A 22794-nucleotide genomic window follows, 5' to 3' on the forward strand; every position below is an offset into this window, starting at 1 on the left:
CGGCTCAGACCGGGTCGCCGGGCGAGGCACTCCGCGCAGCGGTGCGCCGATGCGACCGTACGACCAGCAGCGCGATCAGGATGGCCAGCACCAGGAAAACGGCGAAGACGGTCAGCAGTGTTCCGGTGCTCATGCCCCTGGGAGCGTCGTCGGGCAGGGGCTCCGCGGCCGCCGTCGTGCTCGGGCTGGTCGTCGCGGTCGCGCTCGGCGTCGCACTGGCCGCCAACGGGGGTACGTCCGCCGTCAGCGCCGCCATCAGATCGAGTACGCCGTCCCCGTACTCGTCGTCGTGTCCCGGCGGCCCCTTGTCCACGGCAGTCGCCGTCAACCGGTGTACCACCTCCTCGGCCGAAAGATCCGGATACCTGCTCCGGATCAGAGCCGCCGCCCCGGCCACGATCGCAGTGGAGTCCGAGGTCCCCGTACCCTTTCGGTATTTCCCATCCAGGCTGGTGCTATAAATATCGACGCCGGGGGCAAGGATTCCCATCTTGTTGCCCGTAACCGAGACTTCGGCTCGGTTTCCATCACGATCGCTCGCGCCAACCGCTAGAACGCCTTCGTAAGAGGCAGGGAAGCCAATTCCGTAGCTTTGGGGTATGTTGCCGGCGCCAGCAATAACGACTATGTCGGAGGCAATCGCTGCACGGATGGCGGCGGCTTCGCGGGGAGAGGTCCCTCCTCCAATAGAGATGCTTATTATCTGGACTTTCTTGGCCGTCGCCCATTCGATTCCCTTGGCGACGTTGTCGCTGTCGGGTTCGCCGGGATGGCGGACGTAACGGATCGGAATCACCTTTGCTTGCGGGGCGACCCCCAGAGCTCCGTTACCACCCGGCTTCCCATGCCCAGCGATCAAACCAGCCATTCCTGTTCCGTGGCTGTCGACGTCCTCCCGGCCATCGTCGGTGCCGCCTGGAAAGGTCTCCGTGCCGGGCAACAAGTTGTCGCGCAGGTCCGGGTGGGGGTCCGCGCCGGTGTCGATGACCGCGACCGTGACTCCGGCACCCTGGCTCAGCTTGTGGGCCTCGGCCACCTTCAGGTACCGGAGGTGCCACTGGTCGTCGCGGATTCGGTCGGCGTGCGCCGGGGCCGCAGGTAGGACCGCGATGGCCGTGGCGCAGAGTGCTGCCACGGCCCTGCGAACCGTACGCAAGGTCACCGATCAAATCCGATAGCTGGTCCGGGATCGATGCGGCCGACTTCCCGAGGAGCATGCATGACGGGTGCGACGCCCTCGTCGGTCTCCCACGGATTGTCGGGATCCCATTGCTGACCGCTCTCGTCGTCGCCGCGCCTGCCGGAGCGACTACCCGGCGGGACGATTGAGCGCTGGCCGCCATTGGCACCGATCGGCGCCGCGCCGCCCGGTCGCTGGCCCGCACCCCCCACGGGAGCCGTGCTGCCCATGCCTCCGGCGCCGCCGATCATTCCGCCAACGGGATTGATCTGCCGGGCCGGCGACATGCCGGCTCCGGGCTGTCCCATTCCCGGCATGGTGCCGATCATCCCGCCGGGAGGCATCGCGCGGGGAACGGTCGGCACCCCGCCCATGCCCGGCTTGGTGAGTCCACCCGCGGCAGGACTGGTGCCGCGAGGCCCGGGGTAGGTGTTGCCGATACCGCCGGGTGTTGGCGCCAACGGGGCTGGAAATCCCGGCCCGATACCGGGAGGGGACGGCGGAGTGGGCGTGATGACGGGCGGGGACACCGGGGGAGTCGGAGCGGTGGGAATGGTCGGAGTGACGCCCCCGAGTGTTGGCCCGTTGCCGCCGAGAATCGGTCCGACGGAGGGTGCCGTCGGCGCCGGCACCACGTGGTGAACCGGGGGACTCGCGCTCGGCATCCCCGAACCCGCCCCACCGGTTGGCACCGGTACCACCGGCGGAATGACAGGTGGTGAACCCCCGCCATACACATCAGGGTTCTGATCGGTATCGATTGCAGGTCGGCCCCGGTACGGAGGGGGCTGCTTCAGTTGGGCTTGGGCCTGGACGAGTTCGCCGCTGAGGCCGTACATGATGGAGCGGGCGCGAGCGTTCAGGCGCTCGAGGTCGGCCTGGGTCACCTTCGGGGTGGGCGCCGGTCCGGGGGATGGCGACGGAGTCGGCGTCGGGGACGGGGAGGACGAGGCCGACGGAGGGCTCTGGGTGCGCTCGTACTCGAGTTTCGCCGCGAACTTGCGCTCGTACTCTTCGTGGATGGTCTTGAGTTCCCGGCGTGCGTCGCCGATCGCGCTGGTGGCGCCGGACAGGGCGGTACGGTTGGCGATCGCCGCCTCGTACGACTGCTCGACGCTCTGGATCAGGAAGTCCAGCCGTTCGACGTACGCCCGCGACGCCGCGCTCTTCCCCGGCGGCCACGCCTGGATCAGTCCCTCGCGGTACGAGCGCAGCCGCGACAGGTGGGTGCCCGCGAGCTCATGGGTACGGCGCCAGCCCGCGACGCGTTGCCAGTGACCGTCGGTCTCCTGGTTCTCGAGCGTCGCCCACATGCCCCGTACGTCGAAGTTGAACCAGTTGGTGGCACCGGAGTAACCGCCACCCACGTCGGCGATGAGCATCAGGACACTCCCGAGTTGTCCGTGACCGGGGGCGGGTTGGTGCCCGGCTCCGGGAGGCGCGCGGCCGACGTCTTGTCCAGCGCGGACTCGACCTCCTTGACCCGGGCCAGCGCGAACGCATCGGACTTGCCGTAGTTCTCGCTGACCTCCTTCGCCGCCTGGGCGAAGCCACCGGTCGCGTCCCGGTAGTGGAAGACGACGTTGGTGCTGTCCTGCTGGATCGCCCGGTGGGTTTCGAGGAAGTCGAACAGTTCGGTGAACTCCAGCGCCGGATCAGGAATCTTCGCGGTCACGTCCTCGCGGAGATAGTCCAGGTGCGGGGCGTAGTTCTGCCGGACCTCGGCGTCGAGGTTGGCGGCGAACTCTTCCATCTTGCTGATGTCGGCTTCGATGTCGCCGTAGTCCCGCAGCCAGGCCGGCGGGAGATCCTCCTCGGGAATCGCCATGTGTCCCCTCCCCAGGTGTCACGACGTGGTGCCCACCCGAGGCTAGTCGGCGAGGGCCGGTGTCAGCAGCCCCGTTCGGACGTTCAGCGGGGCAGTCCGGACAACCGCCAGGCATCGACACCCGGACGTGCGGGTAGGCCGGACGGGGACACCGTACCGGGTTGCGAAGCGCGTACCCAGGGTGATCTGGCGGTGCGGCGGGCCGGCGCGGTCGGTCGCGGCCGGAGCAGGAGGGCGCCGACCAGCGCGGCGAGTTCCTCCGCGGTGGGGGTGCCCCGCACCACGCGGAACGCCGGCTCCCGGTCGGGCGCGGCACGAGGATCAGACACGGGACGAGTTTACGACGCCGGGCAGCGTGGTCGTAGTCAAGGCAACGACCTCGGCCGTAGGTTGCACCGGGCGACCGAGGTACGTCTCACATGCTCGGGTACGTCTCACATGCGCGTGCCGCTGGTGTGAGGAAGCTCCGCTCCGGGTACCGTCCACGGGATGTCCGAGGCGCCCCCCCAATTGATCGCTGACCGGTACCGGCTCGTGGAGCCGCTCGGTCAGGGCGGCATGGGCCGTGTCTGGCGTGCCCGCGACGAGGTGCTGCACCGCGATGTGGCCATCAAGGAGTTGGTTCCGCCGCCGGGACTGACCACCGATGAGCGGCGCGAGATGCGCGAGCGGTCGTTGCGTGAGGCTCGCGCGATCGCCCGGCTGAACAACATCAACGTGGTCCGCGTCTTCGACGTGCTGCGTACGGACGCCGATCCGTGGATCGTGATGGAGTACGTCCGGTCCCGTTCCCTGCAGGACGCGCTCGCCGCCGACGGGCCGGTGTCGCCGGGGCGGGCGGCCGAGATCGGCCTCGGTGTGCTGGGTGCGTTGAAGGCGGCGCACAAGGCCGGGGTCATGCACCGGGACATCAAGCCGGGCAACGTGCTGCTCGGCGAGGACGGCCGGGTGGTTCTGACCGACTTCGGGCTGGCCACGGTGCCGGGTGACCCGAACGTGACCCGTACCGGGTTGGTGCTGGGGTCGCCCGCGTACATCGCGCCGGAGCGGGCCAGGGACGGCACCGCCGGTCCGGAGGCGGATCTCTGGTCGCTGGGCGCGACGCTGTACGCGGCGGTCGAGGGACAGTCGCCGTACGCCCGCTCGTCGGCGATCGCGACGCTGGCCGCGCTGGCGACCGAGCCGCCGCCACCGGCGAAGCGGGCCGGGCCCCTGAAGGCGGTACTCAACGGGCTGCTGCGCAAGGATCCGGCACAGCGGATCACCGCCGACGTGGCGGAGCGGTTGTTGCGGCGCGCGGCGGACAAACGGCCGCGCGGGGCGATCTCACTGCTCGACGGGGTACGCCGGCCGAGCCCGTACGGTCCGCGCGAGGCGCGTACCCGGGTGGTTCCGCTGCCGGCGCAGCGTCAGCCGGCCAGACCGGCCGAGCCGGCGGAGTCGTCGTCGTCCTCCATCGCCGACTTCATCGGTACGGCCGGATCCGGTCCTGCCGTTCCGGTCGTGCCCGCCGCCGCGGCAGCGGCGGAAACCGCCGTTCCCGAAAGGTCCGCCGAGGACCAGCCGGACGTCGACGGTACGCCGACCGCCGCCGAACCAACCGTCGTCGCGTCGAGCCCGGCCGACCCGGACGAGCACGCCGATTCGCCCGCGTCCCCCGTCGACAAGCCCGGATCCACCGCAGACAAGACGGCGAAGGTGGATGCTCCCGCCACGTCCCCGTCAGCGGCCGATTCATCGACGGCCGTTGCCGCCGTACCGGTTCCCGACCGGGACGAACCGGCACTGGTCGCCGCCGCGCCCACCGAGGTTGTCGGCGGTGCGTCGCGGGGTAGCACGTTCGGCCCGTTCAAGCCGCGTCCCGAGTCCGGCGACAAGGGTCCGTTCCTCAACAAGCAGCGGATGTGGCTGGTCGGCGGGCTGGTCGCGGTGCTGCTGATCGCGCTCGTGGTGGTCATTCCGCTGGCCACCCGCGACTCGGACGACGGCCGGAACACGGCCCAGACGGGTGGGGAGCCGAGTCCGTCGGCGTCCGCCTCGGCCCCCGCTGCCACGACCGCGCCGGCCGTCCCGCCACCCGCCGCCGCTCCGACAACCGAGCCGGCCGCCCCGCCCTCGTCGCCGGCGGCGATGGTCCGGGGCGAGGGTCCGCTGCCGACGGGCTGGATCTGGCACAAGGACCCGACCGGGTTCACCGTGCCGGTGCCGGCGGGTTGGCGGGTGCAACGCAACCGGACCTCGGTCGAGTTCCTCGAGCCCAACGGTGCACGGATGCTCATGATCGACCAGACGAGCACCCCGCAGCCGGACGCGGTGGCGGACTGGAAACGGCAGGAGGAGGCCAGGGTCCGCGCCGGCCGGTACCGCAATTACAAGCAGGTAGTCATCAAGAAGATCGACTACTTCCTCGAAGCGGCGGACTGGGAGTGGACCTACACCTCCAGCAACGGCAACCCGCTGCACGTGGTCAACCGGGGTTTTGTCACCGGTCCCAAGCACGGGTACGCGATCTACTGGTCGACGCCGGCCGCAGCCTGGCAGGACAACCTGGACGAACTGCAGCTCATCTCGGACGGATTCCTACCCGCGCCGAACTGATCCGCATGACCTTCCCTCCGTCGGGGTACTGATGCCCCAACGACGGAAGGAGGTACGACATGAGTTTCCGACAACGTACGACGAAGCCGAGTGTGGCGCTCTGGATGCTGGTCGCCGTCGGCGATCTCGCGCTGATCCTGGCGAGCTTCGGAATGGTCGCGCTGATCGCACTCGCGAGCGTCGTGACCATGGCCGTCGGGGTGGTTGGCGCTTGGCGGCTGCTGCGGCCGACGGTGCCGGCCAGGGAAGTTGCGCGGGCCCCGATGACTGCCCGACGGAGGGCTTGAGAACTCCGCCGGGTGCGACCGCCCCGGACCAGCGTCGACGCGGTGTTCGGAGCGTCAACGACAGCCGGACCGGTGATCCCGCCCAGACGGGATGACCGATCCGGCTGTTGCTGTTTGCCGGTCCGTACGACTCCGGTCAGCCGACCCGCTCGATGACCGCCCGCCGGATCAGGAACTTGCCCGGCTCCCGGACCTGCTCGAACGCCGCGTTGTTGAGCAGTACGCAACTGCCCGACGGGCTGGTCACCCGTACCGTGGTGCTCTTGTTGTTGTCCAGGTTCGTGACCTTGAGCTGGGTGCCGATCGGGAACGTCCCACTGGACGCGCCGGGTGCCGCGTCCTCGTTGAAGAGGGTCACCGTCGAGCCCTTGCAGACGACCTCACCGGCGCCGGTACCACCGCCACCGGCAGCGGCGTCACCGCCGACCGGAGCGGCCGGCGGGTTCACGGGGTTCGCGGCGGCGGGAGGGTTCGCCGGAGCCGGCGGTGCCGGGCGATCCGCGTTCACCTGACGGGTGCACCCCGCGGTGACGCGGCGCTGCTGGATGAGGTCGACGACCGCCTGCCGGTTGGCGATCCGGGCCTCCGACAGGGCGTCCGGGTTGGCCCGCTGGTCGGCCATGAAGTTCAGGTTGTTCCGCAGCGCGGTGTCCAGACCGTTGCAGTTCTCGCCCGCGTTGCTCATCCCCGTACCGACCGCCAGGGCGGTGCCGAGCAGGGCCGTCGCGGCCACACCGATGAGCAGCTTCCGCGCCCGGCCGGTCGTCCTGCTTGTCCTGTACATGCACCGCTCCCTTGATCACCTGCTGCCCGGTTGCAGCATCTTTGGGTACGGGCACGGAGGGCGAGCGGATCAGATCGTTTGCCTTAAATGTTCATCAAGTGCTGCGTCTCCGGTGGGCGCGCGTCGGCGCGATCGTCGCTGCCCGTCACCGGGTATTCGACGCAGAGCTTGCCCTGGGAGGAGGAGTTCATCGCCAGGTCGTCGGGCTCGCACAGGTGGGTTAGGCTCCCCGGCTGTGTCGATCGACGGCTTTACCGACGTCTGGAACCGGCTGTTCGACGCCCAACCGGATCCACCGCCACTACTCGTACTGCTCACCGGGCTGGCCGCGCTCGCCGTGGTGCTGACCCGGCTGCCGTGGCGAATCGGCCGCAACGCCATCACCATCGCCCACGAGGGCGGGCACGCCCTGGCCGCGCTGCTCACGGGGCGACGCCTGCACGGCATCAGGCTGCACTCGGACACCTCCGGCCTGACCCTGTCGGCCGGGCGGCCGTCCGGACCGGGCATGGCGTTCACGCTGCTCGCCGGCTACGTTGCCCCGTCGCTGATCGGGCTGGCCGGGGCCTGGCTGCTCGGTGGCAACCGGATCACCCTGCTGCTCTGGATAGCGGTGGTGTTGCTGCTCGCCATGCTCGTGATGATCCGCAACGCGTTCGGTGTCGTGTCGATCGTGGTCACCACCGCGGTGGTCTTCGGCGTCTCCTGGTTCGCCGGCCCCCAGGTGCAGGCGGTGTTCGCGTACACCGGGGTGTGGTTCCTGCTGATCGGCGGGATCAGGCCGGTCGGCGAGTTGCAGACCCTGCGGCGGCGCGGCCGGATGCCGGCCTCCGACGCCGACCAGCTCGCCGGGGTCACCTTCCTCCCGGCCATCTTCTGGGTCGGCCTGTTCGGCCTGGTCAACCTGCTGGCGCTCGGCATCGGTACGAGCCTGCTGGCCGGCGCCCACCTGGCCAACCTCGACCTGCCCTTCTGACCCGGCGCCGCCCACCCGGCAACGGGCCGCCGAGCCGGTCGGCAGATCCCGCCCGACCGCTGCCGCCGGGCCAACCGAGCCTGGCCCGGCGGGCAGGAGCAGAATGAATCCGTGCGGTATGTGATCATCGGCGCCGGTGCGGTCGGCGGGACCATCGGCGTACGGCTGGCCCAGGCCGGCCACGACGTGACCCTGGTGGCCCGCGGCGCCCAACTGGACGCGCTCCGCTCCCGGGGGCTGACCCTGGCCACCCCGGAGGGCGAGCAGACCGTCACCCTGCCCGCGGTCGCCGGCCCGGCCGAACTGGTGCTGACGCCGGAGACCGCGCTGGTGCTCACGGTCAAGTCCCAGGACACCCAGACCGCGCTCGGCGAGTGGGCCGGGGCCCCGGTCACCGGTGGCGGTACGGCCGCCGACCGGTTGCCGCTGCTGACCGCACAGAACGGGGTGGCCAACGAGCGGGCGGCGCTGCGCCGGTTCGAGCGGGTCTACCCGGTCTGCCTCTGGCTACCCGCCACCTTCCTGGAGCCGGGCGTGATCGCCGCCGAGGGGCATCCGCACCCGGGCATGCTCCAGCTCGGCGGCTACCCGACCGGCGCGGACGACACCGTCCGGCAGATCGCCGACGACCTGTCCAAGAGCGGGTTCGTCACCCGGGTACGGGACGACGTGATGCGCTGGAAGTACGGCAAACTACTGGCAAACCTGGGCAACGGGCTGGACGCCCTCTTCGGCCGTGACCCCGACCCCGAACTGGTCGACCGGCTGCGTGCCGAGGGGGTCGACGCCCTGGCCGCCGCCGGAATCGCGCACACGTCCAGGGCGGAGGAGGCGGCCGACCGGGCCGACAACGTGAAGGCCCACCCGGTGGCCGGACGGGAGCGGGCCGGCAGCTCGACCTGGCAGAGCCTGGCCCGGGGCACCGGCTCGACCGAGACCGACTACCTCAACGGCGAGATCGTGCTGCTGGGCCGACTGCACGGGGTGCCGACCCCGGTGAACGCGGCCGTCCAGCGAGCCGTCCGAAGGGCGGTACGGGAACGGATCCCGGCCGGCGGCTTCCCCCGCGCCGAACTGTTGCCGTAGGCCGGGTACGGGAGCACTCCGACCCGGCAACCGGCACCGACGGCGCCGGACCGGCGGGAAAGTACGTGCCGGGCGGCAACCGACCACCCGCCCGTACGCGTATGACCTCCGACGCCCAGGGGAGGTAGCTGGTGCCCGACGTCGGCGGATTCGACGAGTTCTACCGGGGGAGCCGGCAACGGTTGCTCGGCTACGTGTACCTGCTGACCGGTGACCTGTCGGAGGCACAGGACGCGGTCCAGGAGGCGTACATCCGGGCCTGGCAGCGCTGGTCGACGGTGAGCGGGTACGAGGACCCGGAATCCTGGGTACGGGTGGTCGCCGCCCGGGTCGCGGTCAGCAGGTGGCGGACCATCCGCAGCCGGGCACGGGCGTACCTGCGTCACGGTGCGGTGGAGTCCGTGACGCCGGGACCCGGCACGGACACCGTCGACGTGGTGGCGGCGCTGCGTCGCCTGCCCGAGGAGCAGCGGACCGCGCTGGCCCTCTACTACCTGCTCGGCCTTCCGGTGGCCGAGGTGGCACGGGAGACCGGCGCGCCGGTCGGCACCGTCAAGGCCCGCCTGTCCCGGGGACGGGTGGCGCTGGCCGGACTGCTGGCCGTTGTCGAACTGGAGGAGGCCGCTGATGCCTGAGCCGTGGGTCGAGCGGGTGCCGGAACCGGACCCGGCAGCGGACGCGACGACGGAGCCGGGGTCGGACCGGAAGTCGGGAGTGGATCCGGCGGAACCGATGGTGGACCTGTCGGCGGAGCCGAGGCGTGACGTGCTGCCGGAGTCGTTGGCGGCGCTGATGTCGGAGCCGCCACCGGACCCGTACCCGGATCCGGTCCTGCCCGATCTGCTGGACGACCGGGCCCGGGTGCTCGCCGAGCGACTCGCCGCCGATTTGGCCGGGGTGAGCTGGCCCGCGCCGGAACAGATCCGGGCCGTCGGTCGCAGGCGGTCCCGGCGTACGGCGGTCGCGGTGCCGGCCGCCGTGGTGCTGGTCTTCGCCGCGATCTGGGGACTGGCCGGCGGACTGCCCGTCGCCAGTATCGGACCGCAGTCCATCGCGGGGCAGCCCGGTGCGGACGACGTGGGGCCGGCGAGGGCACCCTCGCCACCGGACGGGCCGGCACCGTTGCGCTCGGCGGGCGGGGTGACGAGCCACGACCCGGCCTGGATCCCGTCCGTCGCCCTGCTCCAGCCGGCCGACGTCGGACTCAACTTCCGGATCAGCGACGACCGCGGCGGCGCGCCCGGTACGTCACCGGACTGGCCGTTCCGCCTCGCCCAGAGCTGCCCGGCCTACTCCGGCCTGCACCTGACCGGCTACCAGAACTACCGGTACAGCCGTGGGCACAGTGTCGGCGGGGACACCGAGGACGGCCGTTGGCAGTCACTCAACCAACAGGTCACCCGGTACGCCGACGGCGGCGCCGCCCGGATCGTGGTGGACGACGTCCGACGGGTGGTCGAGGCGTGCCGGACCTACGACGCCCCGCCGACCGTCTCGACGGGTTACGTCACCCCGACTCCGCCGGCCACCCCGACCGGTTCGGCCTCCCCGGGTGAACCCGGCCCTCCGGTCGCGTCGGTCGCGCCGTCCGGTCCCCCCGGTTCGACGGGTCCCGGTGGCCCGAGAGATCCAGGTGGCACGCGCGACCCCGGTACGCGGGGCGCCGACGCCGGCGCGGGGCGGACCGATCCGGGTGCCACGGGTGGGACCAGGCATGCCTGGCGAGTGCTCGACGACGGGTTCGCCGGCAACCAGTCGCTGATGATCCGGCAGGAGGTGACCGCGCCGACGAGTCCCGTGGGTACGGGACCCGGCAGCGGCACGGTCACCCTCTACGCGGTGGTACGGGTCGGCGACCTGGTTGCCGTGCTGGAGTCGTACGACTACGACGACGCGCGGATGCGCCAACTCGCCGACCGGGCCGCCGCCTGGCTCTGCCCGTTCGCCAATCCGGGCTGCTGACCGGCCGACCCGCGCTGCTGACCGGCCGATCCGGGCTGCTGACCGGCCGAGTGCCCGCGTCGGCACCCGGCCGCCGGTCGGCAGCGGGCTACAGCGGGATGTTGCCGTGCTTCTTCGGCGGCAGCGTCTCCCGCTTGGTACGCAGCACCCGCAGCGCCCGGACGATCTGGGTACGGGTCTCGGCCGGTGCGATCACCGAGTCGATGTACCCGCGTTCGGCGGCGACGTACGGGTTGGCCAGGGTTTCCTCGTACTCGGCGATCTTTTCGGCGCGTACCGAGGCCGGATCCTCGGCGGCGCCCAGTTCGGCGCGGTAGAGGATGTTCACCGCGCCCTGGGCGCCCATCACCGCGATCTGTGCCGTCGGCCAGGCGAAGTTGAGGTCGGCGCCGAGGTGCTTCGAGCCCATCACGTCGTACGCGCCGCCGTAGGCCTTGCGGGTGATGACGGTGACCTTCGGGACGGTCGCCTCGGCGTACGCGTAGATGAGTTTCGCGCCCCGGCGGATGATGCCGTCCCACTCCTGGCCGGTGCCGGGGAGGAATCCGGGTACGTCCACAAAGGTCAGTACGGGGATGTTGAACGCGTCGCAGGTGCGGACGAAGCGGGCGGCCTTCTCGGCGGCGGCGATGTCCAGGGTGCCGGCGAAGTGCATCGGCTGGTTCGCCACCACACCGACCGGGCGTCCCTCGACCCGGCCGAAGCCGACCACGATGTTCTGCGCGAAGAGCGGGTGCACCTCGAGGAACTCCCCGTCGTCGAGCACGTGCTCGATCACCCGGTGGATGTCGTACGGCTGGTTCGCCGAGTCCGGGATCAGGGTGTCCAGCTCGCGGTCGGCGTCGGTGATCTCCAGGTCGGCGTCGGTGTGGTACACCGGCGGCTCGTCGAGGTTGTTCGCCGGCAGGTAGGACAGCAGCGCCTTGACGTAGTCGATCGCGTCTTCCTCGTCGGTGGCGAGGTAGTGCGAGTTCCCGCTGCGGGTGTTGTGCGTACGCGCCCCGCCGAGCTCCTCCATGCCGACGTCCTCGCCGGTCACCGTCTTGATCACGTCGGGGCCGGTGATGAACATGTGCGAGGTCTGGTCGACCATCACGGTGAAGTCGGTGACCGCGGGGGAGTAGACGGCGCCGCCCGCGCACGGTCCCATCACCAGCGAGATCTGCGGGATCACGCCGGAGGCGCGGACGTTGCGGAAGAAGATCTCCCCGTAGAGGCCGAGGCTGACCACGCCCTCCTGGATCCGGGCACCGCCCGAGTCGTTGATCCCCACCACCGGGCAGCCGATCTTCATCGCCAGGTCCATCACCTTGACGATCTTCTGGCCGAAGACCTCGCCCAGGGAGCCGCCGAAGACGGTGAAGTCCTGGGCGAAGACGCAGACCTGCCGGCCGTCGACGGTGCCGTACCCGGTGACCACGCCGTCGCCGTACGGGCGGGTGCGCTCCAGTCCGAAGTTGGTGGACCGGTGCCGGGCCAGCTCGTCCAGTTCGACGAACGAACCGGGGTCGAGCAGCAGCTCGATCCGCTCACGGGCGGTCTTCTTGCCGCGCGCGTGCTGCTTCTCCACGGCACGGGCGGATCCGGCGTGTACCGCCTCGTCCACCCGCCGTTGCAGGTCCGCCAGCTTGCCGGCGGTGCTGTGGGTGTTGCTCTCGACCTCGCTGCTCGCGCTCACGTTCGGGTCTGCCTTTCCTCGCGACTGCGGCGCCAGCCTCGCTCCTCGCGCGCACGGTGCCCGTGCCCGCCCGGCGCTGCTCTTCACGTACGCCCAGCTCTGGATCGTAACGATGCGCCTGCCGGCTCGCGCCGACCGCCGGGGTGGGCTTGGCCTCACTCACCTGGGGGCGGCCGTAGGCTGGGCTGATGCCGGGCTCCCCGTACACCGATCTTGACCGCCCCCCGCTCGACGGCCGCGGGCTGCGGCGGGCGCTGATCACCCCGGACAGCTTCTGGACCCGGTTGGACCTGCGGGCCGAGACCGGTTCCACCAACGCCGACGCGGTCGCCGCCGCGACCTCGGGGGAGCCCGAGGGGCTGGCGGTGGTCGCGGAGGTGCAGACCGCAGGGCGGGGTCGCCGGGGACGGAGCTGGCAGTCGCCGCCCCGGGCCGGAATCGCGACCAGCGTCCTGCTCCGGCCGGGAGTGCCGGTCGCGGACCGTGGCTGGCCGGGTGTCACCCCGGCGGCGTACGGATGGCTCCCGCTGCTCGCCGGGGTGGCCCTGGTCGAGGCCGTGACCCGGATCGGGGAGCTGCCCGACGAGCTGGCGGTCGGCCTGAAGTGGCCGAACGACCTGCTGCTCGGGACGGCGAAGGGTGCCGGGATCCTGGCCGAGTCGGTGCCGGGGGCGACGGTGGGCGAGCCGCCGGCGGTAGTGGTCGGGATCGGGCTGAACGTGACCCTGCGCGCCGACGAGTTGCCGACCAACCCGACGGGCCTGGTGGCCACCTCGTTGCGGCTGGCCGGGGCGGAGGTGGTCGACCGCGATCCGTTGCTCCGGGCGCTGCTGCGCGGCCTGGCCGACTGGTACGGGCGCTGGCGCTCGGCGGGTGGCGACGCCGAGGCGTCCGGCCTGCGGGACGCCTACCTGCGGCACAGCGCCACGGTCGGCCAGCGGGTACGGGTCCTGCTGCCGGCCGGGGACGAGTTGGTCGGCTCGGCGGGCACGGTCGATCCGGAGGGCCGGTTGGTGGTTCTGGCAGCCGACGGTGAGCATCGGGTGGCGGCCGGTGACGTGCTGCACCTGCGCTGATCACCGGCGGCCGAGTCGGACAACCGGGGCGGAACCGCCGACGGATCACATCGGGGGAGTGTCGACGATCAGGTGACGCGCCCGGTAACCCGGAGCCGTTACGGTCAGCGCGAACACCGACGTATCCCAGGAGGTTCTGCGTGGCTTTCCCCGAAGATGTGCTCACCGCGGACGAGCACGTCGTGCTGCACCTGCACCCGCACTGGAAGGCCCTGATCCGGCCGGTACTGGTGCTGGTGCTCGCCATCGCCGCGGTGATCGCCGGGGCCGTCCTGCTGCCCGACGGCAACGGCGGCACGATCGGCCTGTACGTGATCGCGGCGATCGGCCTGGTACTCGTGCTCTGGCTCAGCCTCTGGCCGTTCCTGGTCTGGCGCGCCACCCACTACCTGTTCACCAACGAGCGGGTCGTCCTGCAACAGGGTGTCTTCCACCTGGACCGGCGGGACATCCCGCTCGGCCGGGTGAACGACCACACGATGAACCAGCACTTCATCGAGCGTCTGCTCGGCTGCGGCACGCTGACCATCGAGTCCGCCGGTGAGCGCGGGCAGACCGTACTCACCGACATTCCGCAGGTCAGCCACGTGCAGACCCGGCTCTACGAGCTGGTCGAGGCGGACCACGACAAGCACTCGCTCGGCGAGGGCGAACTGCGTGAGGTGCTCGCCGACGTCAGCGAGGGCAAGCCGCTGCGCGAGAAGCCCTGACCGGGCTCGCGCGGTTACGGACGGATCGTCGGCACCGGGTGTCACACCCCGGTGTCGTCACCGCCGCCGGACGGGATCACGGTTGGCTGGCGTAGGACGAACCAGCCGCGGAACCTGGTCCGGAGCACCTCCTGTTCCGGCTGGTCGTCAGCGTCCAGCCGGACCATGGTGGCGTTCAGGGTGACCGTGCCGAGTCCGGGTCGGGCGGTGGAGTGCCTGCGGTCGACCACGTCGAGCCGGACGGCGAGCCGGTCACCGGCCCGGACCGGGGCGAGCCAGCGCAGCTCCTCCAGCCCGGGGGAGGCGTCGGCGGCGGTACGGGACAGCACGTGGTCGACGTACGCGCGCATGAACAGGCTCACCGTGAAGAAGCCGCTGGCGATCCTCGTCCCGTAGTGACTCTCCCGGGCGAGTTCGGCGTCGACGTGGTACCACTGCGGGTCGAAGCGCTCCGCGAAGGCCAGCATCTCGGCCTCGTCGACGTCGGTCACCCCGAGGTCGAAGGTCCGGCCGGGGGTGAGGTCCTCGAAGAAGAGGTCGGCCGGGGCTCCCGTACCGGATCGCACCGGCGGGCCGGTCCGGGCGGTGTTGCTGCCGGTCACCGTGGCCGGGTCGCTCAATGGGCGGCGGGACGGGGAGCGGCTGCGGCCCGCAGTTCGTCGGCGAACTCGGCCGCCAGGTCGTCCTTGACCGCGAGGAGGTCCTCCTCGACCACCGGAGGCCTGCCGTTGGTGTGGCCGTCCGACGCCCGGTGGGACGACTCCTCCAACTCGGTCACCGCCTCGGCCAGTTCGGCCACCGGGTCGAGTTCGAGCAGCCCGTCCGCGCTGTGGTCGTGTCCGCCGTCGGGGGTTGCCACCGGCTGGAAGACGAAGGTCCGGTACGACCAGAAGCGGAACACCGTTGCCACGGCCACCCCGACGACCTTGGCGATGTTCAGTGCGAGCAGCCCGTGGATGCCCAGGCCGTACTTTGCCGCCGCCACCGCACCGAGTTCGATGGCGAGCCCGGTGGTGTTGAACAGGAAGAACAGGAGGTATTCGCGGCGCATCGCCGACTTCGGGCGATCCCGGTACGTCCAGTACCGGTTCATCAGGTATGAGCTGGTAGCGGCGATAACGGTGGCGATGACCGTTGCCTTGAGCTGCCCGTTCACGAAGATCGTCAGCACCAGCGCGTTGAACACCGCGAAGTTGACGACGGTGTTCACCCCGCCCACGATGCCGAACTTCGCGGCCTCGCGGGCGAACTTCTGCCAACGGTCGGGGAGCAGCCGGACAAGACGCATTTGGTCACCTTAGGGCAGGACAACTCCGACCGGCAGCGGCCGGCGCGCAGGTGGGCGCCAGGTCACGCTACTTGTCACTCTTGGTAATTACGTCCGGAGCATCCTGTGCTGCCGGACCAACAAAGACAAACCGCCGATAAGACCAGAACCGGAACAGAGTGCCCAGTGCGGCACCGACCAGGTTCGCGGCGATGTTGTCGGCGAGCAGCGACTTGAAAACGCCGGGCCAGACGCTGCCCAGGGCGTAGTGGCTGATCCCCAGGCAGGCCAGGGCGATGCCCAGACCCACCGTGTTGAAGAAGAAGTAGAGCCCGTATTCACGGGCCATGCCGGTGCGTTCGCGATGCCGCCAGGTCCAGAACCGGTTCCCGACGAAGGCGATCGACGCGGCGACGACGGTGGAGACCGTCTTCGCGCTCAGTGTCTCCATGTCCCAGGCCTGCCGGGCGACGTTGAACACCGCCAGGTCCACGGCAAACGCGACCCCACCCACCAGACCGAATTTGCCCAACTCGCGGACGAGATGGCCGAACCGGTTGAGGAGGGTGCGGAATAGGCCCTGCCGGGTGCCCGGGGAAGAGGGCTGGTCGCCGGTTACGGTCGCTGACACATGTCGAGCCTACCGGCTCCGGGGTCGCCCTGACTCCCGGCTACCGCGAGTCGTCGCCGGGCGCGCCGGACGCGCCGAAACCGCTGCACCGCAACGAGTCCACTGTCACCGGACGGTGACAACGGGACAGGTGCGACGTGGTGGTACGGCTGGGAGGCCAACCGCCTCGGCCGGGTGCGGTTCTCGCGCCCTCCGCGAATCGTCGCGGTGGTACATCCGGTGGTACATCCGGCGGCACATCCGGTCGCCGCGCGCCGGGAGCGCTCGCAAAGATTTGCGTGAAACTGCGCGTGGGAGCGGGAGATTGCTCGCCTTACCGCAAAACCACCGTATCTTGTGCAGTTCTTCACAACCGGTCCCGCTGCCCCGATCGGTTATTCGGTTTAGGCTGGTGGAAATCCCAGGCTTTTACACCGGCGAGCATCTCCAGCCCGTCGGGTGTTGCTTCACCCCTCATATCGGTCAGCGTCGACCACAAGGAGATTCGTCATGTCTGCTCCGGCAACCATCCGGGGGCTCGATCAAGCTCCTACGTCCCACTCGAAGCTGCTCGCCTGGGTCAAGGAAGTCGCCGAGCTGACCCAACCCGAACGCGTGGTCTGGGTGGACGGCTCCGAGGCCGAGTGGCAACGGCTCACCGAAGAGTTGGTGCAGGCAGGCACGCTGGTCCGGCTCAATGCGGAGCGCAAACCAAACTCCTTCTGGGCGCGTACGGACCCCTCCGATGTGGCGCGGGTCGAAGACCGTACCTACATCTGTTCGGTCGACGAGGACGATGCCGGTCCTACCAACAACTGGATGGCACCGGCCGAGATGAAACGGCTGATGACGGACCTCTACCGCGGTTCAATGCGGGGACGGACGATGTACGTCATCCCGTTCTGCATGGGCCCGCTGGAGGCGGAAGACCCCATGTACGGCGTGGAAATCACCGACAGCGCGTACGTGGTCGCGTCGATGCGCATCATGACCCGGATGGGTTCGACGGTGCTGGAGGCGATGGGCAAGAACGCCAACTTCGTGCCCGCCCTGCACTCGCTCGGTGCCCCGCTGGCCCCGGGTCAGCAGGACTCGATCTGGCCGTGCAACGAGACCAAGTACATCTCGCACTTCCCGGAGTCCCGCGAGATCTGGTCGTACGGGTCCGGGTACGGCGGTAACTCGTTGCTGGGCAAGAAGTGCTACTCGCTGCGGATCGCCAGTGTGATGGCCCGGGACGAGGGTTGGCTGGCCGAGCACATGCTGATCATGAAGGTCACCTCGCCGGAGGGGAAGGTGCACTACATCGCCGGCGCCTTCCCGTCCGCCTGCGGAAAGACCAACCTCGCCATGCTGGAGCCGACCATTCCGGGGTGGAAGGTCGAGACCATCGGTGACGACATCGCCTGGATGCGGTTCGGCGAGGACGGCCGCCTGTACGCGGTCAACCCCGAGTTCGGTCTGTTCGGGGTGGCGCCGGGCACCGACTGGAAGACCAACCCGAACGCCATGCGCACGCTCGACCGCGGCAACTCCATCTTCACCAACGTGGGACGTACCGACGACGGTGACGTCTGGTGGGAGGGGATGGGTGAGCCGCCGGCGCACCTCATCGACTGGAAGGGCAAGGACTGGACGCCGGACAACGGCGAACTGAGCTCGCACCCGAACTCGCGGTTCTGCACCCCGCTGGCCCAGTGCCCGATCGTGGCGGACGAGTTCAACGACCCGAACGGGGTGCCGATCGACGCGATCCTCTTCGGCGGCCGGCGCAAGGACACGATTCCGCTGATCACCGAGGCGCGGGACTGGGTCCACGGGGTCTACATGGGAGCGACGCTCTCCTCGGAGACCACGGCCGCCGCCGCCGGTCAGGTGGGTGTGGTGCGCCGCGACCCGATGGCGATGCTGCCGTTCATCGGCTACAACGCGGGTGACTACTTCGGACACTGGATCGAGATGGGCAAGGGCACCGACGGCGACGCCGCCAAGCTGCCGAAGGTGTACTACGTCAACTGGTTCCGCAAGGACCAGGACGGCAACTTCCTCTGGCCCGGGTTCGGCGAGAACTCGCGGGTGATCAAGTGGATCGTCGAGCGGATCGAGGGCCGAGGTGCCGCCGTCGAGACGCCGATCGGGATGGTGCCGGCGCAGGACGCGCTCGACGTCGAGGGGCTGGGGCTCACCCCGGAGGATGTCCGGATTGCGCTGAAGGTCGACGTTGACGAATGGCGCGACGAGCTGCCCATGATCAACGAGTGGTTCGAGAAGTTCGGGGACAAGCTGCCGGGCGTGCTCTGGGCCGAACTGGACGCGCTCCGGGCCCGCCTGGACGCCGAGCAGCCCGCCTGAGCGGAGGAAAGGACACGCCGGCCGAGGCGGGACAAGCTATCCGTCTCGCCCGGAACCGGGCATCATCAGCAGCATGACAACGGCCGCCGGGACCCACGCCCGGCGGCCGTCCCGCTTCCCGCCCGCCACCGCCACGACCGGACGCCCGATCGGGTACGCACGGACCGCCGGCCCGCTCGACCACGCGCCGACGGCCGGCCCGACCTGCCCCGCGCCGACGGCCGGACCGACCCGGTGACCATGGACTGTTACGACGTTGCCGTTATCGGTGCCGGCCCGGCCGGTGCGAGCGCCGCGCTGGCCGCCTGCCGGGCCGGTGCGAGCGTCCTCCTGCTTGACCGCTCCGACTTCCCCCGGGACAAGGCGTGCGGGGACGGGATCGCCGCACACACCCTGGACGTACTGGCCGAACTGGGGGTCCGGGACGCGGTCGACGGCTTCGCGGAGGTGCCGGCGCTGCGGTTGGTGGCACCGGGCGGGGGCCAGGTCGCCCGACCGCTGCCCCGGCCCGCGTACACGGTCCCCCGGCGGGTCTTCGACGCCCGCCTGGTCGCCGCCGCGGTAGCAGCCGGTGCGGAACTGCGGCGGCACACCGTACGCCGGATCGAAACCCGGCCCGACCGGGTGGTGCTGGATCGGATGCTGGCCGCGCGGGCCGTGGTCGGCGCCGACGGCGCCGGCTCGGTGGTCCGCCGGGCGCTCGGACACGGCAACAACCCCGACGGCCATCTCGCCATCGCCATCCGGGGCTACGCCCCGGCCGGTAACGGGCCGCTCGAACAGCAGATCATCACCTCGGGCCCCGGGTGGCCGGCCTATGCCTGGTCGTTCCCGATCGGCGACGGCCGGGCCAATGTCGGGTACGGGGAGGTCCTGCGCGGCACCCCGGTCAGCCGATCCCGCCTGATCGACGGTCTGCACACCCTCCTGCCCGACCTGGCCCCCGACTCCGTGACCGACCTGCGCGCCCACCACCTGCCGCTGTCCACCCGCCGACCGGCGCCCGGCCGGGGCCGGATCGTGCTCGCCGGTGACGCGCTCTCCCTGATCAATCCGTTCACCGGGGAGGGGATCTTCTACGCCGTCCTCTCCGGCGCCCTCGCCGGTACGGCCGCGGCCCGTTCCCCGCGCCACGCCGCCGACCGGTACGCCCACGCGCTGCGTCGCCGGCTCGGCCGGCACCTGCGGCACAGCTCGGCGGTCGCGCGGCTGGCCCGGCACCGGGTGGTGGTCGACGCGGCCATCCGGGCGGCAGAGCGTGACCGGCGGGTCTTCGGGGTCATGGTCGAGCTGGGGCTCGGTGACGGGCTGCTCGACCTGCGCACCATGCGGAAGATCGGACGCGGACTCGCCGCCCTCGGATAGGCGCCCCCGGCTCGCCCCAGGATTTAGGTCGTTAGTCTGCAGGGGATGACTCTGCGGGACCTGGTCTACTCAGCGTACGAACGGCGGTTGGCGGCGAAGCTGGCCGGTAAGCCCGTGCCCCAGCACGTTGGCGTGATGTGCGACGGCAACCGAAGATGGGCCCGCGAGATGGGCTACGTCGACCCGAACGACGGCCACCGGGTCGGTGCCGCCAAGATCAAACATGTCCTGGAATGGTGCGACCAGGCCGACATCGGGCACGTCACGCTCTACCTGCTCGCCACCGACAACCTGCGCCGGCCGGCGAGCGAACTGGACCCGCTGCTCCAGATCATCGAGGACCTGGTCGTCGAACTCGCCGAGGAGGGCAACCCCTGGCGGCTCCGGATGGTCGGCGCACTGGACCTGTTACCGGCACAGACCGCCACCGCGCTGAAGGCCGCCGAGGAACGTACCCGGGAACGGGCCGGTGGCGCCCAGGTGAACATCGCCGTCGGGTACGGCGGCCGCCGCGAGATCGCCGACGCCGTACGGTCACTGCTCTACGAACACGCCGCCGCCGGCGGGACGATCGAGGAACTCGCCGAGGTCCTCGACGTGGAACACATCGCCGAGCACCTCTACACCCGTGGTCAGCCCGATCCGGACCTGGTCATCCGTACCAGCGGGGAGCAGCGCCTGTCCGGCTTCCTGCTCTGGCAGTCGGCGCACTCCGAGTTCTACTTCTGCGACGCGAACTGGCCCGACTTCCGCCACGTCGACTTCCTCCGCGCCCTGCGCTCGTACGCCAGCCGCCAACGCCGCTACGGCGTCTAACCCACCCCGCACCCCACCCCCGGTCCGCTCTTGTAGTGGAAGAGTGCGAAACCGCGCCATAGCCCCTCTTTCTCTACGAGAGGGGCCACGGAGCCACGTGGGGAGGGAAGGGGTCAGTTGAAGCGGTTTACGGCTTCGGTGAGGAAGTCGCCGAGGGCTTCGGGGGAGTCGATGGTGAGGTCCGCGGCGGTGGCGACCTCTTCGCCGGTCTCCGGGTTGGCGACCGCGACACAGACGCCGAAGAAGTCGGGGTGGGTCTCCTCGCGGGCGCGCAGCGCGGCGAACGCCTTGATGTCCGAGACGTCGTCGCCGAAGTACCACGCACACCCGGCGCCCTGTACGGCTTCGCCGATGACCATGCCCTTGTCCCGGTCGACCGGGGGCTTGATCTCGATGACCATCCGCCCGACCTGCACCCGCAGCCCACGGCGTTCGGCCTGCTCCCGGCCCCAGGACTCGATGGCCGGGCCAAGTTGCGGCGCGGTGCGGTAGTGCAGGGCGACGGAGAGCCGCTTGTACTCGACCAGGGTGCCGCCGGGTAGCTCGTCGCGGGCCTGCTGGGCCAGTTCGGCCATGGTCGGCACCCAGGGCAGCGCGGTCGGCTCGGTCACCGTCTCGCCGGAGCCGTGGCTGTGTTCCAGCCCGTAGAGGCCGTAGAGGTCGACCTCGGTCAGCCCGTTGAAGTGGTCGCGGAGGAACTCGACCGGGCGGGCCGAGACGATCGCCACCCGCTGGACCGCACCGGCCAGGGCGTCGAGGGCCGCGAGGACCTTCGGCGCCGGCTGGACCGCGGTCGGGTCGTCCTGGACCGGGGCGAGCGTGCCGTCGAAGTCGAAAAAGAGCACGCACTGCTCGGCCCGGCCGGTGGTGGCCTGCCAGGCCTGTTCCGCAGTCAGGGGACGGGTCGGGCGCTGATTGCCCGTGTTGATCGGCCGCACGGGCGTCAGCGTACCCCGGTCGTTACGGTCTTAGATGGAGTCCAGCTGAACCTTCAGTCGTCGCCTCCGAGCATGGCCCGTCGGCTGTGCATCCGTGGCCCGATCGGCACTACCGACGGGTCGGGGTGGCTGAGCAGGTAGCCCTCGACGAACCCGGTGTTGCGGTCGCCCGCGTGGCTGTCGAGTTCGTTCAGGCGGGCAATGAGGAATTCGGTGAGCGCGGTGACCCGCTCGTTGAGTCGTTCGTGCAGATCGGCGACGACGGCAAGAACGGTCGCGACCCCGGTGGCGGTGAGAGCGATCATGTTCACCACAACCGGAAGTTCCGCGCCGTTGACCGTGCCGAGCACGACGTTGGCGGTCACGCACAGTGTCACTGACACCGCCGCGACCATGACTGCCATCCATTTCAGGGTCATGGCTAGACCCCTCCTTCTGTCCCGCAGGGCTGGGTTCGGCTTTGTCCCGTCCCCCCGCCGACGACGAGCCCAAGCAGTACGAAAAGGCACGTTAGCGCGCGTGTTCAGGTGCTGGTGCGGTACGCGTGAGACGCATGTTGATTCTTGCGCCATTTGAGGAACTAGCCTGCCCGCTTACCCCCTTTTCGGACATCTCCTGGCAAGGTGGGCCGGTAAGCCAGATATCTGATTGTCTCTCTGATGTGAAATTTCTCCGCCTCGGAGACATTTGGATCTACCAGTCGGCGGAGCAGCGCCTCGACGTCCGGATCCATCGGCGGAGCGCTCGGGGCGGGTCGTCCGGAGGTGGCCCGGTCCCAGCCGAGCACCCCGAAGGCGGTGGTAGGCGGGATGCCGAGTCCTTCACAGAACGCGACGACGCGTTCGGCCTCCGGGTCGCTGGCCCACTCGCCGCGTACCCATCGGTTGATGGTCTGGCGGGAGACGCCGGTACGGCGGGAGACCTCCGTGCCGGACCACGCCCGGGTGGCGCGGGCGTCGTCGAGGGCCTTGCGTACGAAGGCGGCGAAGGCGATCTTGCGCCCGTGGGCACTGTCCGGCACGCGGTGACGGTACGGCCAGTCGTCCGATTCTGCCGGGGGCGGTGTGCTTTCGTGCCGTGCACGTGACACTTGGGTGGGGATCCCGGTAAACGACTTGGTGCTCGTGTTGAGGGGTATCACGTGGTCAGACTAGTGGTACGCAGGTCTGGGGGTAATCAGACGAAAAGATGATACTGTCACGTACGTGGGACGATCTAACGTGTGTCACGTGCTTGAGACCATCTGTGCTCACGTGGGTCACTTCCTCGTGACAGGAGGGA

General features: G+C 70.1%; 24 protein-coding genes. 12 read left to right on the forward strand and 12 right to left on the reverse strand.

All coding sequences use genetic code 11. From position 1 onward, the window contains the following. Positions 1 to 4: 4 nt before the first annotated feature. The 4 genes from mycP to OIE47_RS17675 form a co-directional block, all read right to left on the reverse strand. Positions 5 to 1162, reverse strand: a complete 1158-nt coding sequence (mycP, locus tag OIE47_RS17660; RefSeq protein ID WP_442792116.1) for a type VII secretion-associated serine protease mycosin — start codon at positions 1160 to 1162, stop codon at positions 5 to 7. Further along, entirely contained in the window at positions 1159 to 2493 is a 1335-nt protein-coding gene (locus OIE47_RS17665; protein WP_326562569.1) for a hypothetical protein, read from the reverse strand. The genes mycP and OIE47_RS17665 overlap by 4 nt, the downstream gene beginning before the upstream one ends. A gap of 68 nt (positions 2494 to 2561) precedes the next feature. Beyond that, positions 2562 to 3008 carry a hypothetical protein gene (locus OIE47_RS17670; protein WP_326562570.1) on the reverse strand — a complete coding sequence of 149 codons (447 nt, stop codon included), beginning with the start codon at positions 3006 to 3008 and terminating at the stop codon, positions 2562 to 2564. An 83-nt stretch (positions 3009 to 3091) separates the two neighbouring features. Next, complete coding sequence (locus tag OIE47_RS17675; protein WP_326562571.1) at positions 3092 to 3337, reverse strand: acyl-CoA carboxylase epsilon subunit; 246 nt, start codon at positions 3335 to 3337, stop codon at positions 3092 to 3094. Between the two features lie 160 nt (positions 3338 to 3497). On the opposite strand from OIE47_RS17675, the gene OIE47_RS17680 reads away from it, so the two are divergent. Next, positions 3498 to 5606 (forward strand): serine/threonine-protein kinase, encoded by a 2109-nt coding sequence (locus OIE47_RS17680; protein WP_326562572.1) that lies wholly within the window; start codon positions 3498 to 3500, stop codon positions 5604 to 5606. Positions 5607 to 5665: 59 nt separating this feature from the next. Beyond that, entirely contained in the window at positions 5666 to 5893 is a 228-nt protein-coding gene (locus OIE47_RS17685) for a hypothetical protein (protein ID WP_326562573.1), read from the forward strand. A gap of 136 nt (positions 5894 to 6029) precedes the next feature. Here OIE47_RS17685 and OIE47_RS17690 read toward each other — a convergent pair whose 3' ends face one another. Next, on the reverse strand, positions 6030 to 6677 hold the full coding sequence (locus OIE47_RS17690) for a hypothetical protein (protein ID WP_326562574.1): 648 nt from the start codon (positions 6675 to 6677) through the stop codon (positions 6030 to 6032). 235 nt (positions 6678 to 6912) lie between these two features. On the opposite strand from OIE47_RS17690, the gene OIE47_RS17695 reads away from it, so the two are divergent. From OIE47_RS17695 to OIE47_RS17710, 4 genes are all read left to right on the forward strand, one after another. Further along, on the forward strand, positions 6913 to 7653 hold the full coding sequence (locus OIE47_RS17695) for a M50 family metallopeptidase (protein ID WP_326562575.1): 741 nt from the start codon (positions 6913 to 6915) through the stop codon (positions 7651 to 7653). Positions 7654 to 7764: 111 nt separating this feature from the next. After that, positions 7765 to 8739 carry a ketopantoate reductase family protein gene (locus OIE47_RS17700; protein ID WP_326562576.1) on the forward strand — a complete coding sequence of 325 codons (975 nt, stop codon included), beginning with the start codon at positions 7765 to 7767 and terminating at the stop codon, positions 8737 to 8739. A 131-nt stretch (positions 8740 to 8870) separates the two neighbouring features. Continuing rightward, positions 8871 to 9374 carry a sigma factor-like helix-turn-helix DNA-binding protein gene (locus OIE47_RS17705; protein WP_326562577.1) on the forward strand — a complete coding sequence of 168 codons (504 nt, stop codon included), beginning with the start codon at positions 8871 to 8873 and terminating at the stop codon, positions 9372 to 9374. After that, positions 9367 to 10701 (forward strand): hypothetical protein, encoded by a 1335-nt coding sequence (locus OIE47_RS17710; RefSeq protein WP_326562578.1) that lies wholly within the window; start codon positions 9367 to 9369, stop codon positions 10699 to 10701. Before OIE47_RS17705 ends, OIE47_RS17710 begins: the two co-directional genes overlap by 8 nt. A gap of 88 nt (positions 10702 to 10789) precedes the next feature. Here the strand turns inward: OIE47_RS17710 and OIE47_RS17715 are convergent, their stop codons facing one another. Then, on the reverse strand, positions 10790 to 12379 hold the full coding sequence (locus OIE47_RS17715; RefSeq protein ID WP_326562579.1) for an acyl-CoA carboxylase subunit beta: 1590 nt from the start codon (positions 12377 to 12379) through the stop codon (positions 10790 to 10792). A gap of 188 nt (positions 12380 to 12567) precedes the next feature. Here OIE47_RS17715 and OIE47_RS17720 point away from each other — a divergent pair, with 188 nt between their 5' ends. Both OIE47_RS17720 and OIE47_RS17725 read left to right on the forward strand, forming a co-directional pair. Next, entirely contained in the window at positions 12568 to 13455 is an 888-nt protein-coding gene (locus OIE47_RS17720) for a biotin--[acetyl-CoA-carboxylase] ligase (RefSeq protein ID WP_326562580.1), read from the forward strand. A 140-nt stretch (positions 13456 to 13595) separates the two neighbouring features. Continuing rightward, positions 13596 to 14165 carry a PH domain-containing protein gene (locus OIE47_RS17725; RefSeq protein WP_326562581.1) on the forward strand — a complete coding sequence of 190 codons (570 nt, stop codon included), beginning with the start codon at positions 13596 to 13598 and terminating at the stop codon, positions 14163 to 14165. Between the two features lie 41 nt (positions 14166 to 14206). Here OIE47_RS17725 and OIE47_RS17730 read toward each other — a convergent pair whose 3' ends face one another. The 3 genes from OIE47_RS17730 to OIE47_RS17740 all read right to left on the reverse strand — a co-directional run bounded on the left by OIE47_RS17730 (position 14207) and on the right by OIE47_RS17740 (position 16063). Beyond that, positions 14207 to 14767: a MaoC/PaaZ C-terminal domain-containing protein gene (locus tag OIE47_RS17730; RefSeq protein ID WP_326562582.1), complete on the reverse strand. Its 561-nt coding sequence runs from the start codon at positions 14765 to 14767 to the stop codon at positions 14207 to 14209. Positions 14768 to 14781: 14 nt separating this feature from the next. After that, entirely contained in the window at positions 14782 to 15453 is a 672-nt protein-coding gene (locus tag OIE47_RS17735) for a GtrA family protein (protein WP_326562583.1), read from the reverse strand. Between the two features lie 67 nt (positions 15454 to 15520). Then, positions 15521 to 16063: a GtrA family protein gene (locus OIE47_RS17740; RefSeq protein ID WP_326562584.1), complete on the reverse strand. Its 543-nt coding sequence runs from the start codon at positions 16061 to 16063 to the stop codon at positions 15521 to 15523. Between the two features lie 489 nt (positions 16064 to 16552). On the opposite strand from OIE47_RS17740, the gene OIE47_RS17745 reads away from it, so the two are divergent. From OIE47_RS17745 to OIE47_RS17760, 4 genes are all read left to right on the forward strand, one after another. Then, complete coding sequence (locus tag OIE47_RS17745) at positions 16553 to 18394, forward strand: phosphoenolpyruvate carboxykinase (GTP) (RefSeq protein ID WP_326562585.1); 1842 nt, start codon at positions 16553 to 16555, stop codon at positions 18392 to 18394. Positions 18395 to 18467: 73 nt separating this feature from the next. Further along, positions 18468 to 18632, forward strand: a complete 165-nt coding sequence (locus tag OIE47_RS17750; protein ID WP_326562586.1) for a hypothetical protein — start codon at positions 18468 to 18470, stop codon at positions 18630 to 18632. A 2-nt stretch (positions 18633 to 18634) separates the two neighbouring features. Further along, positions 18635 to 19759 (forward strand): NAD(P)/FAD-dependent oxidoreductase, encoded by a 1125-nt coding sequence (locus OIE47_RS17755; RefSeq protein WP_326562587.1) that lies wholly within the window; start codon positions 18635 to 18637, stop codon positions 19757 to 19759. 45 nt (positions 19760 to 19804) lie between these two features. Further along, positions 19805 to 20575 carry an isoprenyl transferase gene (locus OIE47_RS17760; RefSeq protein WP_326562588.1) on the forward strand — a complete coding sequence of 257 codons (771 nt, stop codon included), beginning with the start codon at positions 19805 to 19807 and terminating at the stop codon, positions 20573 to 20575. Between the two features lie 113 nt (positions 20576 to 20688). Here OIE47_RS17760 and otsB read toward each other — a convergent pair whose 3' ends face one another. The 3 genes from otsB to OIE47_RS17775 form a co-directional block, all read right to left on the reverse strand. Then, entirely contained in the window at positions 20689 to 21513 is an 825-nt protein-coding gene (gene otsB, locus OIE47_RS17765) for a trehalose-phosphatase (protein WP_326562589.1), read from the reverse strand. Positions 21514 to 21566: 53 nt separating this feature from the next. After that, the gene (locus tag OIE47_RS17770) at positions 21567 to 21932 is read right to left on the reverse strand and encodes a hypothetical protein (protein ID WP_326562590.1); all 366 of its coding nucleotides are present in this window, start codon (positions 21930 to 21932) and stop codon (positions 21567 to 21569) included. Between the two features lie 161 nt (positions 21933 to 22093). Further along, positions 22094 to 22534 carry an XRE family transcriptional regulator gene (locus tag OIE47_RS17775; RefSeq protein ID WP_326562591.1) on the reverse strand — a complete coding sequence of 147 codons (441 nt, stop codon included), beginning with the start codon at positions 22532 to 22534 and terminating at the stop codon, positions 22094 to 22096. Positions 22535 to 22794 lie beyond the last annotated feature (260 nt).

This window comes from Micromonospora sp. NBC_01796, assembly GCF_035917455.1.
In the GTDB taxonomy this organism is placed as follows: domain Bacteria; phylum Actinomycetota; class Actinomycetes; order Mycobacteriales; family Micromonosporaceae; genus Micromonospora_G.

Bases quoted from the DNA above. Each gene is read 5' to 3' on its own strand.
- OIE47_RS17665 (WP_326562569.1), bottom strand. From the start codon at position 2,493: ATGTGGGCGACGCTCGAGAACCAGGAGACCGACGGTCACTGGCAACGC.
- OIE47_RS17670 (WP_326562570.1), bottom strand. From the start codon at position 3,008: ATGGCGATTCCCGAGGAGGATCTCCCGCCGGCCTGGCTGCGGGACTAC.
- OIE47_RS17680 (WP_326562572.1), top strand. From the start codon at position 3,498: ATGTCCGAGGCGCCCCCCCAATTGATCGCTGACCGGTACCGGCTCGTG.
- OIE47_RS17685 (WP_326562573.1), top strand. From the start codon at position 5,666: ATGAGTTTCCGACAACGTACGACGAAGCCGAGTGTGGCGCTCTGGATG.
- OIE47_RS17690 (WP_326562574.1), bottom strand. From the start codon at position 6,677: ATGTACAGGACAAGCAGGACGACCGGCCGGGCGCGGAAGCTGCTCATC.
- OIE47_RS17710 (WP_326562578.1), top strand. From the start codon at position 9,367: ATGCCTGAGCCGTGGGTCGAGCGGGTGCCGGAACCGGACCCGGCAGCG.
- OIE47_RS17720 (WP_326562580.1), top strand. From the start codon at position 12,568: ATGCCGGGCTCCCCGTACACCGATCTTGACCGCCCCCCGCTCGACGGC.
- OIE47_RS17735 (WP_326562583.1), bottom strand. From the start codon at position 15,453: ATGCGTCTTGTCCGGCTGCTCCCCGACCGTTGGCAGAAGTTCGCCCGC.
- OIE47_RS17745 (WP_326562585.1), top strand. From the start codon at position 16,553: ATGTCTGCTCCGGCAACCATCCGGGGGCTCGATCAAGCTCCTACGTCC.
- OIE47_RS17750 (WP_326562586.1), top strand. From the start codon at position 18,468: ATGACAACGGCCGCCGGGACCCACGCCCGGCGGCCGTCCCGCTTCCCG.
- OIE47_RS17755 (WP_326562587.1), top strand. From the start codon at position 18,635: ATGGACTGTTACGACGTTGCCGTTATCGGTGCCGGCCCGGCCGGTGCG.
- OIE47_RS17760 (WP_326562588.1), top strand. From the start codon at position 19,805: ATGACTCTGCGGGACCTGGTCTACTCAGCGTACGAACGGCGGTTGGCG.
- OIE47_RS17770 (WP_326562590.1), bottom strand. From the start codon at position 21,932: ATGACCCTGAAATGGATGGCAGTCATGGTCGCGGCGGTGTCAGTGACA.